12 protein-coding genes are annotated in these 15,780 nt (G+C 71.6%); 7 read left to right on the forward strand and 5 right to left on the reverse strand.

Features of this window, described 5'->3' with window-relative positions:
- Nucleotides 1-471 precede the first annotated feature (471 nt).
- The 5 genes from AC4H2G_RS00540 to AC4H2G_RS00560 all read right to left on the reverse strand — a co-directional run bounded on the left by AC4H2G_RS00540 (nucleotide 472) and on the right by AC4H2G_RS00560 (nucleotide 5,889).
- Nucleotides 472-1,200 (reverse strand): DUF624 domain-containing protein, encoded by a 729-nt coding sequence (locus tag AC4H2G_RS00540; protein ID WP_494363830.1) that lies wholly within the window; start codon nucleotides 1,198-1,200, stop codon nucleotides 472-474.
- Nucleotides 1,197-2,618 (reverse strand): arabinan endo-1,5-alpha-L-arabinosidase, encoded by a 1,422-nt coding sequence (locus AC4H2G_RS00545; RefSeq protein WP_494363831.1) that lies wholly within the window; start codon nucleotides 2,616-2,618, stop codon nucleotides 1,197-1,199. The genes AC4H2G_RS00540 and AC4H2G_RS00545 overlap by 4 nt, the downstream gene beginning before the upstream one ends.
- Nucleotides 2,619-2,620: 2 nt before the next feature.
- Nucleotides 2,621-3,478, reverse strand: a complete 858-nt coding sequence (locus AC4H2G_RS00550; protein WP_494363832.1) for a carbohydrate ABC transporter permease — start codon at nucleotides 3,476-3,478, stop codon at nucleotides 2,621-2,623.
- Between the two features lie 17 nt (nucleotides 3,479-3,495).
- Nucleotides 3,496-4,464, reverse strand: coding sequence for a carbohydrate ABC transporter permease (locus AC4H2G_RS00555; protein WP_494363833.1), 969 nt, complete (start codon nucleotides 4,462-4,464; stop codon nucleotides 3,496-3,498).
- A gap of 90 nt (nucleotides 4,465-4,554) precedes the next feature.
- The gene (locus AC4H2G_RS00560; RefSeq protein ID WP_494363834.1) at nucleotides 4,555-5,889 is read right to left on the reverse strand and encodes an ABC transporter substrate-binding protein; all 1,335 of its coding nucleotides are present in this window, start codon (nucleotides 5,887-5,889) and stop codon (nucleotides 4,555-4,557) included.
- A gap of 346 nt (nucleotides 5,890-6,235) precedes the next feature.
- Between AC4H2G_RS00560 and AC4H2G_RS00565 the strand changes: the two genes are divergently transcribed.
- The 7 genes from AC4H2G_RS00565 (at nucleotide 6,236) to yjfF (ending at nucleotide 15,609) form a co-directional block, all read left to right on the forward strand.
- A complete protein-coding gene (locus tag AC4H2G_RS00565) occupies nucleotides 6,236-7,573 on the forward strand; it encodes a glycoside hydrolase family 27 protein (protein ID WP_494363835.1) in 1,338 nt (445 codons plus the stop codon).
- Nucleotides 7,574-7,683: 110 nt separating this feature from the next.
- On the forward strand, nucleotides 7,684-9,195 hold the full coding sequence (gene arfA, locus AC4H2G_RS00570; RefSeq protein WP_494363836.1) for an arabinosylfuranosidase ArfA: 1,512 nt from the start codon (nucleotides 7,684-7,686) through the stop codon (nucleotides 9,193-9,195).
- Between the two features lie 26 nt (nucleotides 9,196-9,221).
- Nucleotides 9,222-10,370, forward strand: a complete 1,149-nt coding sequence (locus AC4H2G_RS00575) for an arabinan endo-1,5-alpha-L-arabinosidase (RefSeq protein ID WP_494363837.1) — start codon at nucleotides 9,222-9,224, stop codon at nucleotides 10,368-10,370.
- Nucleotides 10,371-10,763: 393 nt separating this feature from the next.
- Complete coding sequence (locus tag AC4H2G_RS00580) at nucleotides 10,764-11,774, forward strand: ABC transporter substrate-binding protein (protein WP_494363838.1); 1,011 nt, start codon at nucleotides 10,764-10,766, stop codon at nucleotides 11,772-11,774.
- 180 nt (nucleotides 11,775-11,954) lie between these two features.
- Complete coding sequence (locus AC4H2G_RS00585; protein ID WP_494363839.1) at nucleotides 11,955-13,496, forward strand: sugar ABC transporter ATP-binding protein; 1,542 nt, start codon at nucleotides 11,955-11,957, stop codon at nucleotides 13,494-13,496.
- Nucleotides 13,493-14,551, forward strand: coding sequence for an ABC transporter permease (locus tag AC4H2G_RS00590; RefSeq protein WP_494363840.1), 1,059 nt, complete (start codon nucleotides 13,493-13,495; stop codon nucleotides 14,549-14,551). The genes AC4H2G_RS00585 and AC4H2G_RS00590 overlap by 4 nt, the downstream gene beginning before the upstream one ends.
- An 83-nt stretch (nucleotides 14,552-14,634) precedes the next feature.
- Nucleotides 14,635-15,609 (forward strand): galactofuranose ABC transporter, permease protein YjfF, encoded by a 975-nt coding sequence (gene yjfF, locus AC4H2G_RS00595; protein WP_494363841.1) that lies wholly within the window; start codon nucleotides 14,635-14,637, stop codon nucleotides 15,607-15,609.
- Nucleotides 15,610-15,780 lie beyond the last annotated feature (171 nt).

The raw sequence follows: 15,780 nt of genomic DNA on the forward strand, positions 1-15,780 counted from the left end.
AGGGGGCGCCGCGTCTACCATCCGCGGCCCTCGTCCCTCGGGCCGCTCCCGCCAGACCCACCACGACGCGGCGCCCCCTCCGCCCCTCCGGGCGTCACCTCGCCCTGGCCTTCGGTCACCTGGGCGACACGACAGGCCGACGGCTGAGGGAGCCGGCGTCGTCCGGCGACCACGGTGGGCCGGACGGCTGAGCCGCGGCGGCGGCGTCGGGAGACCACGGTGGGCCGGACGGCTGAGCCGTGGCGGCGGCGTCGGGAGACCACGGTGGGCCGGACGGCTGAGCGGTGGGGGCGGCGTCGGGAGACCCATGGTGGGCCGATCGCTGAGCGGTGGGGGCGGTGTCGGATGCGAAGGGCGTAGAGGCCGCGCTCCTCGAACCCACGGCCGAGAGACCGTGGTGACGGCGCGGCCAGCCCGAGCACCGAGGCCGCCCGCACCGCGGACCCGACCCAGCGCGCACGCACCGACCGACTATCGCGCCGTTTCGTCGAGGCGGTCGAGGCGGTCGAGGCGGTCGAGGCGGCCGTCGGCGAGCAGACCTGTCGCGAGCACGGGGACGCTGAGGCCCAGCAGCGGGCCGAGCACCGGCAGGTAGAGCAGCACGACCGCGACGACGGCGCACGTCACGAGCATCGCGACGGCGGTGAGCGGTCCGAGCGCTGGGGACAGGACGAGGAAGCGCCAGGTCGGGGCCCACGGCTCGTCGTAGCGGCGGGTCACGGCGGGGAGGTACGCCGTCACGACGACGACCCACAGCGTGACGACGACCCCACCGGTGCGCAGGGCCGCGGCTGCGGGGCCGCCCATGACGCGCAGCACCTGGGCGTCGAGCAGCAGGACGAGCGCCGCGGCGACGATCGGGAGCCCGAGCAGCACCGTGCGGCGCCACGCACCGGTCCAGGCACCCCAGAAGTCGCGCCACAGGTGGTCGGACGGGTGGCCGTCGACCAGCCGGGCGAGGAGCAGCCCGCCCGCGTGCAGGGCCGGGGCGAACCCGGCGACGACGAGCCCGGCGGCGGTCCCGGCGAGCATGAGCAGGTTGATCGCGACGAGCTGCGTGACGAACCGCAGCACCGTCATGACGCGCCCTGCCCAGCCGGGCACCTCGTCGCCGGAGGGGCGGCGCTCGTCGAGCGCGCGCCGTCCTCGCACGTCGTCGGGGTCCGCGGCGCGGAGCCGGGTCGAGGGCGCGTCGGTCATGCGTCGATGGTCCCAGGGCCGGTGGCATCGGTGCGCGTGCCGGTGACCACGTGCCCGTCGGACCCGATCGCGACGACGGACGGTGCGGGACGTGCCCGCACGGCGTCCCACGAGGGGAAGACGACGGCCGAGACCGGGGTGCCGGCCGTCGTCGTCCAGGCGAAGCGGCCGTGACCGAGCGTGCGCGCCGAGCCGGGGGCGACGTCGAGGCGTCCGGGCCGGGCATCCTGCACGACGTCCGGACTCTCGGCCAGGTCGAGGAGCTCCCACGTGCCGTCGAGGACGCCGACGCTCGCGGGCCAGAGCGAGGTGTCGTCCATCTCGCGCTCGGGACCGGCCCAGGGCTGGGGCGCGACGAGCGGCCAGCCGTCGTGCGTCCAGACGAGCCGTCGCACCTCGACGCGGTGCTGCGCGGGGTCCTGGGCCTCGCGCACGTGGTGCACGAGGACCTGGCGGCCCGGTTCGGTGAGGACCGACGCGTGGCCCGGGGCGAGGAGGCCCGGACCGCCCGGGAACCGGTGGCCGGCGAGGACGGCCGTGCCGACCTGCTCGGGCGGGGAGTCGAGGTCGCGCAGGTCGTGGCCCGTGCGGTCGCGGTAGGGGCCGGTGACGGCGTCGGCCACCGCGACGCGCAGGTGGTAGGTGGAGAACAGCGAACCGTAGCTGACGAGCATCGCCCAGCCGCCGCCGGGGCGGGGGAGGACGAACGCGCCCTCGATCGCGCCGTCGACCGAGCGCGGGCGACGCGCGAGGAGCGTGCCCGGGGCGTCGTGCAGCGTCCCGGGCGCGGGTTCGTCGACGACGAAGCCCGTCTCGGGGTCGAGCGGGAGGGCGTGGATGCCGGCGAAGAACGAGCCGTAGACGAGCCACTGGCTCCCGTCCGCCTCGGTCACGACGTTCGCGTCGATGGCGTTCGGGTGCTCGAGCCCGTCCGGCGCGGGGACGTGTTCGCTCGCGACGACGACGCCCCAGTCGGTCCAGGGGCCGCCCGGGTGCGGGGCCGTCGCAAGACCGATGGCGGACCGGCGGGAGCCGAAGCTCGACGCCGAGTAGTACATGCGCCACTCGTCGTCGACGCGCACGACCTCGGGCGCCCACAGTCCCGTCGCGCCGGACCACGCCGCCGCCGGCCCCGGGACGCCGGGCAGCGCCCAGCCGTGGAACTCCCACGTGACGAGGTCGGTCGAGCGGCGGACCTGGACACCTCCGGGCACGGGCCCGTCGGCGGACGCGTCGGTCGAGAACAGCCAGTAGGTGCCCTCGGCGTCGACGACGGCCGTCGGGTCGTGCGCGTGGCGCGCGCCCCACGCGGTCGTGTCCGGGGCTTCCGGTTCGACGGGGCGGGGGGCGTCGGGTGCGCCGAGGGAAGACGCACTCGACGCCGCACCCGATGCGGTCGGGGTGGTCGGGGCGGTCACGCTCAGCCCTTCGACCCGGTGAGCGCGACGGACTCGATGATCTGGCGCTGGAAGACGAGGAACACCACGAGGATCGGCAGGAGCGCGACGAACGACGCCCCCATGATCAGCGGGTAGTCGCGCTGCGTCGCGAACTCGACGTTGAGGTTGGCGATGACCACCTGGATGGTCTGCTTCTCGGGGGAGTTCAGGTAGAGGATCGGCGCGAGGTAGTCGTTCCAGACCGTCATGAACCAGAGGATGAACTGGGCGGCGATCGCCGGCCGGATCATCGGCATGATCATGACGCGGAAGACCTGGAAGTACGACGCGCCGTCGAGCTTCGCCGCCTCGACGAGCGAGTCCGGGACCGACTGCAGGTACTGCCGCAGGAAGAAGATCATGACGATGTTGCCGAACAGCAGCGGCACGATGAGCGGCAGCAGGGTGTCCACCCAGTGCAGCCGGGAGAACATGACGAACTGCGGGATCATCACCGTCGGGAAGGGGATCATGATGCCGGTGAGCAGCGCGATGAAGATCGCGTTCTTCCCCGGCAGGCGCATCTTCGCGAGCGCGAACGCCGCGAGCGCCGACGTGAACGACCCGACGACCGTCGCCGTGACGGACACGATGATGCTGTTCTTGAAGCCCGAGAGGATCGGCGCGTCCGACCACATCCGGACGTAGGTGTCCCACTGCGGGTCCGACGGCCACCACACGGGCGGCAGCGCGAAGACCTCGGCCTTGGTCTTGATCGACGTGGTGAACATCCACAGCAGCGGCGCGATCATGACGACGGCGAAGATGCTCAGGACGACGAGCAGGACGATGTTGGTGACGCGGTAGCGCGTGGTGCCACCGGCGAGGGGGGTGCTCATGGTGTGGTCTCCTGCCCTCAGTCGATGCTGAAGCTGTTGCGCCGGTTGAGGCGGAACTGGATGAGCGTGATGACGAGGATGATCAGCCCGAGGACGACGGCCATCGCGGTCGCGTAGCCCATCTGCTGGTACTTGAAGGCCTTGCGCACGATGTACCAGACCACGGTCGCGGAGCTGAACTCGGGGCCGCCGGTCGGGGTCATGATGTTGACCTCGGTGAACAGCTGGGCGCCGCCGATGACGTTCGTGACGACGATGAAGAACGTGACGGGGCGGACCATCGGCAGCGTGATGGAACGGAACTTCTGGAAGCCGTTCGCGCCGTCGAGCGCTGCGGCCTCGTAGAGCGACGCGGGCACCGACTGGATCGCCGCCAGGTAGAGCAGCATCGAGTACCCGAGGCCCTTCCAGACGGCCATGATGATGATCGCGGGCTTGACGGTCGCGGTGTTCTGGAGCCAGTCGGGTCCGTCGATCCCGAACCACGACAGCACCTGGTTGATGAGGCCGAAGTCGCCGTTGTAGGCGAACTGCCACACGATCGCGATCGCGGCGAGCGACGAGATCACGGGCACGTAGTACACCGTGCGGAAGAACGTCCGACCGGGCAGGCGCCGGTTCAGGGCGATGGCCAGCATCAGCGCGAGCACGATCCCGATCGGGATGCCGATCATGTAGAAGAACGTGTTGAACAGGCTCTTGTGGAAGTACTCGTCGGTGAGGAGCGTCGAGTAGTTCTCGAGCCCGACGAACCGCATGGGCCCGAGACCGTTCCAGCTCGTGAAGGACGCGTAGACCGCGAAGCCGAGCGGGTACAGCGTGAAGGCCAGGAAGCCGAGCACGGGCGCGGCGACGAACGCCATGGCCCAGCGGTGCTCCGTGCGGTGCAGGTGCCGGCGCTGCTTCGCGCTGCGCAGCGCCGGGGGCGGCGGTGTCACACCGGGCGGGCTCGTGGCGTCGTCGGTGACGTCCGCGATCTGCGTCATCGGGGGTTCCTCTCGGGTGCTGGTGCGGGTGGGCCCGACCGTCGGCGGCACGGCCGTCGGGCAGTCCGCCCGACGGCCGCGCCGGACGGGTCAGCTCCCGGCCGCTGCCTGCTCGGCGTTGGCGTTCGACTCGTCGAGCAGCGTCTGCATCTTCGGCTGCGTCTCGGCGAGGTAGTCGGCGGCCTTCTGCTCGCCGTCGAGCACGGGCTGGATGTTGACCCACAGCTCGTCGTACCACTCCGCGCCGTACGTGAACGCGGCGGGCATCGCGCGGCCGTAGTCCTCGACGATGTCGAGGAACTCCTGGCGGTTCGCCGGCTCGGCGTCGGGTGCGGCGGCCCACTCCTGCGCCATGTCCTTGAGGTTGGGGACCTGGATGTTCGCGTCGACGAGCGTCTGCTGCGCGTCGGGGTCGGTCGACAGGTAGGTCGCGAGCTTCACCGCGTTCTCGGCGTCCGACGTCGTCGCGGACACGCCGATGCCGAGCGAGCCGATCCACGTGGCGCTCTCCTCGCCGCCCATCGACGGCCAGGGGATGAGGTCGTAGTCGAACTCGAGGTCGTTGTAGACGCTGACGTCCCACGGGCCGACAGGGAAGAAGGCGATCTCCCCGGCCATCCAGCGCTGGTAGGTGTCGAGCGTCGCGGCGTCGGACGCCGACGGCGTCACGCCCTCGACGGTGGTGAGGTCGGCGAACGCCTGGAGCGCCTCGGCGAACTCGGGGGTGTCGACCGTGACCTCGGTGCGGTCGTCGTTCGTCCAGTCGCCGCCGTTGCTCCACACCATCGACTGCAGGTTCCACTGCACGTTGAGTCCGGTGCCCCACTGGTCGACGGCGCCGTCGCCGTCGGTGTCCGTCGTCAGCTGCTTGCTGATCGCGACGAACTCGTCCCACGTCAGGGGGACGTCCTTGTCGGGCAGCGGGATGCCCGCGGCCTCGAGCATCGTCTTGTTGTACCCGAACGCGAACGGGCCCACGTCCTTCGGCAGGCCGTAGAGGCGGCCGTCGGGCGTGCCCTGGAGCGTGCCGTCGAAGCGGTAGGAGTCGACGCCGTACTCCCACATGTTGTCGAGGTCGACGCCCTGCTCCTCGACCTGGTCGGTGATGTCCATGAGCACGCCGGAGCCGACGTAGGACTGCAGCGTCGCCTGCTCGACGTAGAACACGTCGGGCACGTTGTTGCCCGAGACGGCTGCCTGCAGCTTCGTCGCGTACTGGTCGGCATCGGTGACGATCATCTTCACCTCGACGCCGGTCTCCTCGGTGAACTTCTTGATCGCGGCCTCGTACGCCGCCTTCTCGTCCGGTCCGCCGCGGAACATGAACGTGAGCCCGTCGTCCCCGCCGGAGCCGCTGCTGCACGCCGCCGTGCTCGCGACGATGATCCCGGCCATGACGCCGGCCATGAGTCGTGACTTCCTCATCACGGTTCCTCTCGGTCCTGTGGTCGCAGGGAGCGACTGTCGGTAGGGCGGAGCGTTCCGCCACGGACGTCGTCGTCGACCTCTCGTTTACATCGATGCAAAATCTCGATGGGGAGCACGGTTGCACACCGGCTGCCGCACGGTCAAGCGCAAGCCGTCACGGATTTGCAACGATGTAGAAGTCGATGCGACGCCCCGCCTGCCCCGGGCTTGACGAACCGAGGTCCGGACCTGCACCATCTCGATCTACATCGTTGTAGAAGCCGCCTCGGTCATCGTCGCGAGGCGGCCGTCCGCCCGAGAGGGGCCCGCACGCATGCACCGCACCGCGTCCTTGACGCCCCCCATGGGGTGGAACTCGTGGGACAGCTTCGGCACCACCGTGACCGAGGCCGAGGTCCTGGACAACGCACGTTTCCTCGCCGAGCACCTGGCCGGCGCCGGCTGGTCGACGGTCGTCGTCGACATCCAGTGGTACGAGCCGACGGCGCGCGCGGGCGGCTACAACACCGCCGCACCGGTCCTGCTCGACGAGCTCGGCGTCCAGCGGCCGGTCCCCGCGCGGTTCCCCTCGGCGGCCGGCGGCGCAGGCTTCGCGCCGCTCGCGCGCCAGGTGCACGACCTCGGCCTGCGGTTCGGGGTCCACCTCCTGCGCGGCATCCCGCGACGCGCCGTCGAGGCCGACGTCCTCGTCCCGGGCACGCCGTACCGCACCGGCGAGATCGCCGATCGGTCGAGCAGCTGCTCGTGGAACGGGGACAACTACGGCCTCGACCTCGCCCACCCCGGGGCGCGCGCCTGGCTCGACGCGCAGATCGATCGCGTCGTCGGCTGGGGCGTCGACTTCCTCAAGGTCGACGACATGCTCGCGCCGTACCACGCCGACGCCGTCGAGGCCCTCGCCGCCGCGGTCGCCCGAGCGGAGGACCGGCACGGCCGCGAGGTCGTCCTCTCGCTCTCCCCGGGGACCGCGTTGTCCCTCGCGCACCTCGACCACCTGCGTCGGCACGCCGACCTGTGGCGGGTGAGCGACGACCTCTGGGACCGCTGGGACGACGTCGAGGCGCAGCTCGCGCGCCTGGCGCGCTGGGCGCCGCACCAGCGACCGGGGGCCTGGGCCGACGCCGACATGCTCCCGCTCGGGCGGATCGGCGTGCGCGCCGAGCGGGGGGAGCCCCGCGACAGCCTCCTCACCGGGGCGGAGCGCCGCACGATGCTCTCGCTGTGGTGCCTCGCGCGCTCGCCGCTGTTCGTCGGGGGACACCTGCCCGCGTCCGACGCGGCGACGATCGCCGACCTCACCCGCACCGACGTCCTCGACGTGCTGAACCGGTCCACCGGCGGCCGCGAGCTGCTCCGCGAGGGTGACACGGTCGTCTGGGGCGCCGCGGGCGACCGCACGCTCGACGGCGTGCGCTGGGCCGGGATCTTCTCGACCGCGTCGTCGCCGCGCCGCGTCACCGTGCCTGCGGCGTCCGCGGGTCTCGCCGTCGGCCCGGCCGCCGCCGCGACCGGGGTGCACGACGGCGCGCGTCCGTCCGACAGCGCGAGGCCGGTCCTCGTCGACGTCTGGACCGGAGAGCGCGTCCCGCTCGTCCCCCCGAGCGCCGCCACGGGCGGCGACCACCTCGTCGACGTGGAGGTGCCCGCGCACGGCGTGCGCCTCCTGCGTCTCGACCCCTGACCCAGCACCCGACCACGACGGGCCGTCACGACGGACCGTCACGACCGACCCACCGCGACCGACCGTCGCGACCGCACGCGGGCGACGTCCCGCACCACCCGGAGGACCCCATGCACGCCGCCACCGTCACGCTCGACCCCGCCTTCGTCGTCGGGCCCGTCCGCCCCCGGACCTTCGGCTCGTTCGTCGAGCACCTCGGCCGCTGCGTCTACACCGGCATCCACGACCCGGGCCACCCGACCGCCGACGCCGACGGGTTCCGCGGCGACGTCCTCGACCTCACGCGCGAGCTCGGCGTGACGACCGTGCGCTACCCGGGCGGGAACTTCGTCTCGGGGTACCGGTGGGAGGACGGCATCGGCCCGGTCGACGCGCGCCCCACACGTCTCGACCTCGCGTGGCACTCGAGCGACCCGAACACCGTCGGCGTCGACGAGTTCATGCGGTGGGCCGCGAAGGCCGGCGTCGAGCCGATGATGGCCGTCAACCTCGGCACGCGCGGCGTCCAGGAGGCGCTCGACCTGCTCGAGTACTGCAACGTCCCGGGCGGGTCGTTCTGGTCGGACCGCCGCCGCGCCAACGGCGTCGAGGACCCGTACCGCATCCGGATGTGGTGCCTCGGCAACGAGATGGACGGCCCGTGGCAGATCGGCCACAAGACGCCGCAGGAGTACGGCCGCCTCGCCGCCGAGACCGCGCGGGCGATGCGCATGATGGACCCGGGCGTCGAGCTCGTGGTCTGCGGCTCGTCGAGCTCCGACATGCCGACGTTCGGCGAGTGGGAGCGCGTCGTGCTCACCGAGGCGTACGAGCACGTCGACCACGTCTCGGCGCACGCGTACTACTGGGAGGAGGACGGCGACCTCGCGTCGTTCCTCGCCTCGGCCGTCGACATGGACCACTTCGTGGAGTCCGTCGCCGCGACCGCCGACCAGGTGCGCGCGGCCGGCAAGCACACCAAGAGGATCCACATCTCGTTCGACGAGTGGAACGTCTGGTACCAGAAGCGCGCCGAGTCCAGGCCGCCGTCGGGCGACGACTGGCCCGTCGCGCCCGTCCTGCTCGAGGACCGCTACAACGTCGCGGACGCGGTCGTCGTGGGCAACCTCCTCGTCTCGCTGCTGCGCAACACCGACCGCGTGCACGCCGCGTCGCTCGCGCAGCTCGTCAACGTCATCGCGCCGATCATGACCGAGCCCGGCGGCCGGTCGTGGCGCCAGACGACGTTCCACCCGTTCGCGCTCACCGCGCGCCACGCGGCGGGCGAGGTGCTGCGCGTCGCGGTGCAGTCGCCCGCGGAGGAGACCGCGCGCTTCGGCGACGTCCCTGTGCTCGACGCCGTGGCGACGCACGACCCCGAGACCGGCGACGTCGTGCTGTTCGCGGTGAACCGCTCGACCACGCGCCCGGTCGACCTCGACGTCGACCTGCGCGGGTTCCCGGGCCTGCGCCTCGTCGAGGCGCTGACCTTGTCCAACCCGGACCACACGTGGCAGGCGACGGCCGACGACGCGACGAGCGTCGTCCCGGTCGTCAACACGTCGGCCAAGGTCGCCGACGACCGCGCCCGCGCCGAGCTGCCCGCCGTCTCCTGGTCCGTGCTGCGGCTGGCGCGCGCGTGAGCGGAGCAGGCACGAGCGAGGAGCCCGTGACCACGCCGCGCGGGGGCGGCACGACGACCCCGACGGTCACGACGAGCGCGGCCGGCACGACGAGCGCGGCCGGCACGACGAGCGCGGACGGCGCGGCGCGGTCGCGCGGCCGCCGCGGGATCGTCGGCGGGGTCGTCGTCCTCGCGCTCGTCGCCGTCGCGGCGGTCGCGCTGTGGCGCCCCTGGGAGCCGGTCACGGGGACGGCGCTCGCGCTCGATGGCGACCTGCGCGTGCACGACCCGGTGCTCGTCGTCGGGACGGAGGGCGAGCCGTGGTTCGTCTACTCGACCGGAGACGTGCGCGTGGGCTTCGGCGCGCCGCAGGTCCGCCGGTCCGACGACGCGGGGCACACCTGGGTGGACGCCGGCACCGCGTGGGACGCGAGCGGCGACCCGCAGTGGGTGCGCGACGAGATCGACGGCGTCGAGAATTACTGGGCACCGGAGGTCGTCGAGCACGACGGCACCTGGTACCTCTACTACTCCGCGTCGACGTTCGGCTCGAACGACTCGGCGATCGGCGTCGCGACGGGGTCGACCATCGACCCGACGGACCCGGGCTACGGGTGGACGGACCAGGGCGTCGTCGTGCGGTCGCGCCCGGTCGAGGACGACTTCAACGCGATCGACCCGACGGTCGTCGAGGGCGCGGACGGCGACCCGTGGCTGTTCTTCGGCTCGTTCTGGGGCGGCATCCAGGCCGTGCCGATCGAGTGGCCGAGCGGCAAGCCCGCCGAGGGGGCGGAGCCCGTGACCGTCGCGTCGCGCTCGGGCGTGCCGGACGACGCGATCGAGGCGCCCGCGCTGCTCGAGCGCGACGGCTGGTACTACCTCTTCGTGTCGTGGGACTCGTGCTGCCGCGGGACGGACTCGACGTACCGCATCGCCGTCGGGCGGGCGCGCGACGTCTCGGGACCGTTCCTCGACGCCGAGGGCGAGGACATGGCCCTCGGGGGCGGGACGGAGCTCCTCGCGTCGAACGGGTGGGCGATCGGACCGGGCGGCCAGTCGGTCTCCGACGGCGCCGACGAGGACGTGCTCGCGTTCCACTACTACGACGAACGGGAGGGGGGCGACTTCCGGCTCGCCCTGCAGCAGCTCGGCTGGACCGACGACGGCTGGCCCCGGGCGGCGCCGATCGGGTGAACCCTGAGCCGTGCGACGGGGGCGTGACGGCACGTCAGGCGGGCCGCGGCGCCGGTCGTGATCCAACCGTGACCGGAAGGACTTTCCTTCCGAGACGTGTGAGCGCTAACATCTCAGCCCAGGGGGGTGTTAGCGCTCACATACGTGCCTTCCGGGGAAGGTTGCCGGGTCGCCGGCGGGCTCGTGTGACCCGGAGAGTCGTTCGCCGGCCCGAAGGGTTGTCGAACGGTGATCCGACAGGCGGCCTCAGGGGCTTGCGGTGGGGTGATGACATCGCTAGACATGGACATACCTGAACACGTACGAACAAGAGCAAACAGCCCGACGACGGGTTGGCACGACCAGAACGGGACCTCGGCACGGCGCCGGGGGCCGCATCTCAAGGAGGAGAGCATGTTCAGCACGACGAAGGCGCGCACGCGCCTGACCGGAATCCTCGCCGGCGCGGCGGTCCTCGCGCTCGCGGCGTGCAGCAGCGGCAGCGACACGGGCGACGGCGGCACCGCGAACAGCGACGGCGGCGGCGGCGACACCATCACCGTCGGCTTCTCGCAGGTCGGTGCCGAGTCCGGCTGGCGCGCGGCGAACACCAAGTCGATCCAGGACACCCTCACGGCGGAGAACGGCTTCGACCTCAAGTTCTCCGACGCGCAGCAGAAGCAGGAGAACCAGATCCAGGCGATCCGGTCCTACATCGCGCAGGGCGTCGACGTCATCGCGTTCTCCCCGGTCGTCGAGTCCGGCTGGGACGCGGTGCTCGAGGAGGCCAAGCAGGCCGACATCCCCGTGGTCCTCACCGACCGCGCGGTGGACTCCGAGGACGAGACGCTCTACGAGTCGTTCATCGGGTCGGACTTCATCCTCGAGGGCGAGATGGCCGGCGAGTGGGTCTCCGAGAACCTGGCCACCGAGCCGATCAACGTCGTCGAGCTCCAGGGCACTACCGGCGCCGCCCCGGCGATCGACCGCAAGACCGGCTTCGAGGACGCCACGGCCGACAACCCCAACGTGACGATCATCGACTCCCAGACCGGCAACTTCACGCGCGCCGAGGGCAAGACGGTCATGGAGGGCTTCCTCCAGGCGCACGACGACATCGACCTCGTCTACGCGCACAACGACGACATGGGCCTCGGCGCCATCGAGGCCATCGAGGCCGCCGGCCTCGTGCCGGGCGAGGACATCAAGATCGTGACGATCGACGCGGTCAAGGACGGCATGCAGGCCCTCGCCGACGGCAAGATCAACTTCATCGTCGAGTGCAACCCGCTGCTCGGCCCGGACCTCGCCGAGATCATCAAGAAGGTCGTCGCCGGCGAGGAGGTCGAGAAGCGCATCGTGGTCGAGGACCAGTCCTTCACGCAGGAGCAGGCGATCGAGGCCCTGCCGACCCGCGAGTACTGATCCTGACGGAACCCGCGGAACGCTGCGGGGTTCCCGCCCCGGGGAGAGCGCGGTAGCGTTCCCCCACCCCGAGGACCGGCCGCGCGCCGGGAGCCCGTCGAGGCCCCGGTGTGCGGCCGCCCCACCAGGCGCGGCCGGTCGACGTCGACCCGCCGCCGTCGACCGCACGGAAGGTCAGCGATGACAACCCCCAGCCCGGACGGTCCGCCCGTCGTCGAGATGACCGGGATCTCCGTCGAGTTCCCCGGCGTCAAGGCGCTCGACGGCGTGGACCTCACCCTGCGCCCCGGCGAGGTGCACGCCCTCATGGGCGAGAACGGCGCCGGCAAGTCCACGCTCATCAAGGCGCTCACCGGTGTCTACTCCATCGACGCCGGACGCATCGTCGTCGACGGCGTCGAGCACACGTTCTCCGGACCGGGCGAGGCCCAGTCGGCCGGTGTCTCGCCGGTGTACCAGGAGGTCAACCTCTGCGAGAACCTCTCGGTCGCCGAGAACATCATGCTCGGCCACGAGGCGCGCCGGTTCGGGGCCATCGACTGGCGCGCGACCCGGCGCCGCGCGGGCGACATGCTCGCGCGGCTCAACCTCGACATCGACCCCGCGTCGTCGCTCTCCGCGCACTCGCTCGCCGTCCAACAGCTCGTCGCGATCTGCCGCGCCCTCGTGGTCGACGTCAAGGTCCTCATCCTCGACGAGCCCACGTCGAGCCTCGACGCGGACGAGGTCGCCCAGCTCTTCGCGGTCGTCCGGCGGCTGCGCGACGACGGCGTGGCCATCCTCTTCGTCTCGCACTTCCTCGAGCAGGTGTACGAGATCTCCGACCGCATGACGGTGCTGCGCAACGGGAAGCTCGTCGGCGAGTACCGCACCGCCGAGCTCCCGCGGCTCGAGCTCGTGTCGAAGATGATCGGGACGTCCCTCGAGGTGCTGTCAGCGCTCGAGGAGGCCCCCAAGCGCTCGGTCGCTGACAACGCCGACGTCACGCCCTTCGTCCAGGCCGTGGGCGTCGGGCGCAAGGGCTCGATCCAGCCGTTCGACCTCGACGTCTACCCGGGCGAGGTCGTCGGGCTCGCGGGCCTGCTCGGCTCGGGGCGCACCGAGCTCGCCCGGCTCCTCGCCGGGGCCGACCACGCGGACTCCGGGCAGACGGTCGTCGAGGGCACGCCGACGCGCCTGCGGACGCCGCGCGCCGCGATGCAGCGGAAGATCGCGTTCTCGTCCGAGCATCGCAAGGCGGAGGGCATCGTCGGGGACCTGACGATCCGCGAGAACATCATCCTCGGCATCCAGGCCGAGCGCGGCTGGCTGCGCCGGGTGCCCACGCGCCAGGCCGACGAGCTCGTGACGAAGTACCTGGAGGCGCTGTCCATCCGGCCCGCCAACCCCGACGCGCTCGTCAAGAACCTCTCCGGCGGCAACCAGCAGAAGGTCCTGCTGGCGCGCTGGCTCGCGACGGCGCCGAGGCTGCTCATCCTCGACGAGCCGACCCGCGGGATCGACGTCGGCGCGAAGGCCGAGATCCAGAAGCTCGTGGCGCAGCTCGCGAGCGAGGGCATGTCGGTCGTGTTCATCTCGGCCGAGCTCGAGGAGGTCCTGCGGCTCAGCCACCGCATCGCCGTCCTGCGCGACCGGAAGAAGGTCGCGGAGATCACCAACGACGACGACGTCACGGTCGAGGACGTCGTCGAGCTCATCGCGAGCGGAGGGTCCGACTCATGACCACCACGACGCCCACCCGGCGCCGCGTCACCCAGCACCGGCTGTTCTGGCCGCTGGCCGCGCTGGCCGCGCTGCTGGTGGCCAACACGATCAACCGGCCGAGCTTCCTGTCGGTCAGCGTCCGGGACGGCCACCTCGAGGGCTCGCTCGTCCTGCTGCTGAAGAACGGCGCGCCGCTGCTGCTCGTCGCCCTCGGCATGACGCTCGTCATCGCCACGCGCGGCATCGACCTGTCGGTCGGCGCGGTCGTCGCGATCTCGGGAGCGGTCGCGCTGACCTTCATCGCCTCGTCGCCCGACCCGGGCAGCGTCACGACCGCGCTCGTCGCCATGGGGCTCGCCCTCGTCCTGTCGTTCGTGCTCGGGCTCTGGAACGGGTTCCTCGTCGCGGTCGTCGGCATCCAGCCCATCATCGCGACGCTCGTCCTCATGATGGCCGGCCGTGGCATCGCGATGCTCATCACGGGTGGGCAGATCACGACCGTGACGAGCGCGCCGTTCAAGACGCTCGGCTCGGGCTTCTGGCTCGGGCTGCCGGTCGCGGTGCTCGTCGCCGGCGCGGTCTTCGCAGCCGTCGCGGTGCTCACGCGGCGCACCGCCCTCGGGATGCTCATCGAGTCCGTCGGCATCAACCCGGCTGCGAGCCGACTCGCGGGCGTGCGGTCGCGCAGCATCATCTGGACGGTCTACGCGGTGTGCTCGCTCTTCGCGGGTCTCGCGGGCCTGATGATCTCGTCCGGCACCATGGCGGCCGACGCGAACAACGCCGGCCTCTTCATCGAGCTCGACGCGATCCTCGCCGTCGTCATCGGGGGCACCTCGCTGGCGGGCGGCAAGTTCTCGCTCTCGGGGACGCTCGTCGGCGTCCTCATCATCCAGACGCTGACCTTCACCGTCACACTGCTCGGCATCTCGCCGTCCGTGACGCCGCTGTTCAAGGCCGTCGTGGTCATCGCCGTGTGCCTCGCGCAGTCCCCTGTGGTCCGTGACAAGCTCGCAGCCCGCCGTCGCCGGGCCGCGCCGAACGCGGCCGTAGCCGCGGAGGTGGGTGCCTGATGGCCACCGTCCAGACTCCTGCTCCGACCTCGTCGCCCGGCCCCCGGGGTGCCGGACCGGCCCGCCGTGGAGGCAGCCCGACCATGGCAGGGCGACTCGGCCGGTTCCGCCTGGACCGGCGCTACCTTCCGGTCCTCGGAACGCTGCTCGTCCTCGTCCTCATGCTCGCCGTGGGCGGCAGCCGGTACGAGAACTTCCTCTCGGCGCGCGTGATCTCGAACCTGTTCATCAACAACTCGTTCCTCATCGTGCTCGCCGTCGGCATGACCTTCGTGATCCTCACGGGCGGCATCGACCTGTCCGTCGGCGCGGTCGTCGCGCTCTCGGGCATCACGACGGCGTCGCTGCTGCAGAGCGGCTGGCCCGTCGCGGTCGTCATCGCGATCTCGGTGCTGATCGGCACCGTGCTGGGTCTCGTCGTCGGGCTCATGGTGCACGTGTTCGAGATCCAACCGTTCATCGCGACGCTGGCCGCGATGTTCCTCGCGCGCGGCCTGTGCTACGTCATCAGCCTCCAGTCCATCCCCATCACGGACGAGTCGTTCGTCGCGCTCGCGAGCTGGAGCCAGGAGTTCGGCGACGGCTGGCGGATCACGACGGCCGTCGTCATCGCCCTGCTCGTGGTGGCGATCGCCTTCTTCGTCCTGCACTACACGCAGTTCGGCCGCACGGTCTACGCGATCGGCGGGGGCGAGCAGTCGGCGATGCTCATGGGCCTTCCCGTCGCGCGCACGAAGGTGCTCGTGTACGTGGTGAGCGGTACGTGCGCCGGCATCGGCGGCCTGCTGTTCGCGATGTTCTCCCGGTCGGGCTACTCGCTGACCGGCGTGGGCATGGAGCTCGACGCGATCGCCGCCGTGGTCATCGGCGGCACGCTCCTCACGGGCGGGACCGGCTTCGTGCTCGGGTCCGTCCTCGGCGTGCTCGTGCTCGGTCTGATCCAGACGATCATCACCTTCGAGGGCACGTTGTCCTCCTGGTGGACGAAGATCGTCATCGGCGTGCTGCTCCTGATCTTCGTGATCCTGCAGCGCGTGCTCGTCGTCAGACGGCGGTGAGCGCGGGCGCCGGGTCCGTCCCGTCGCGTGCCGGCCTGTGCCGGTGCGCGGCGGGGCGGTCCGGCGCCGCGTCCGTCTGACCCTCCGGTCGTCCGGAGGCACCGCAGCGCTGGACGGGGCCGGCACCCCGGGTCGCGAGGGCACGCCCGTGCCCTGCGATGTCACCCCGAC

This window comes from Cellulosimicrobium sp. BMG9.23 (assembly GCF_059159985.1).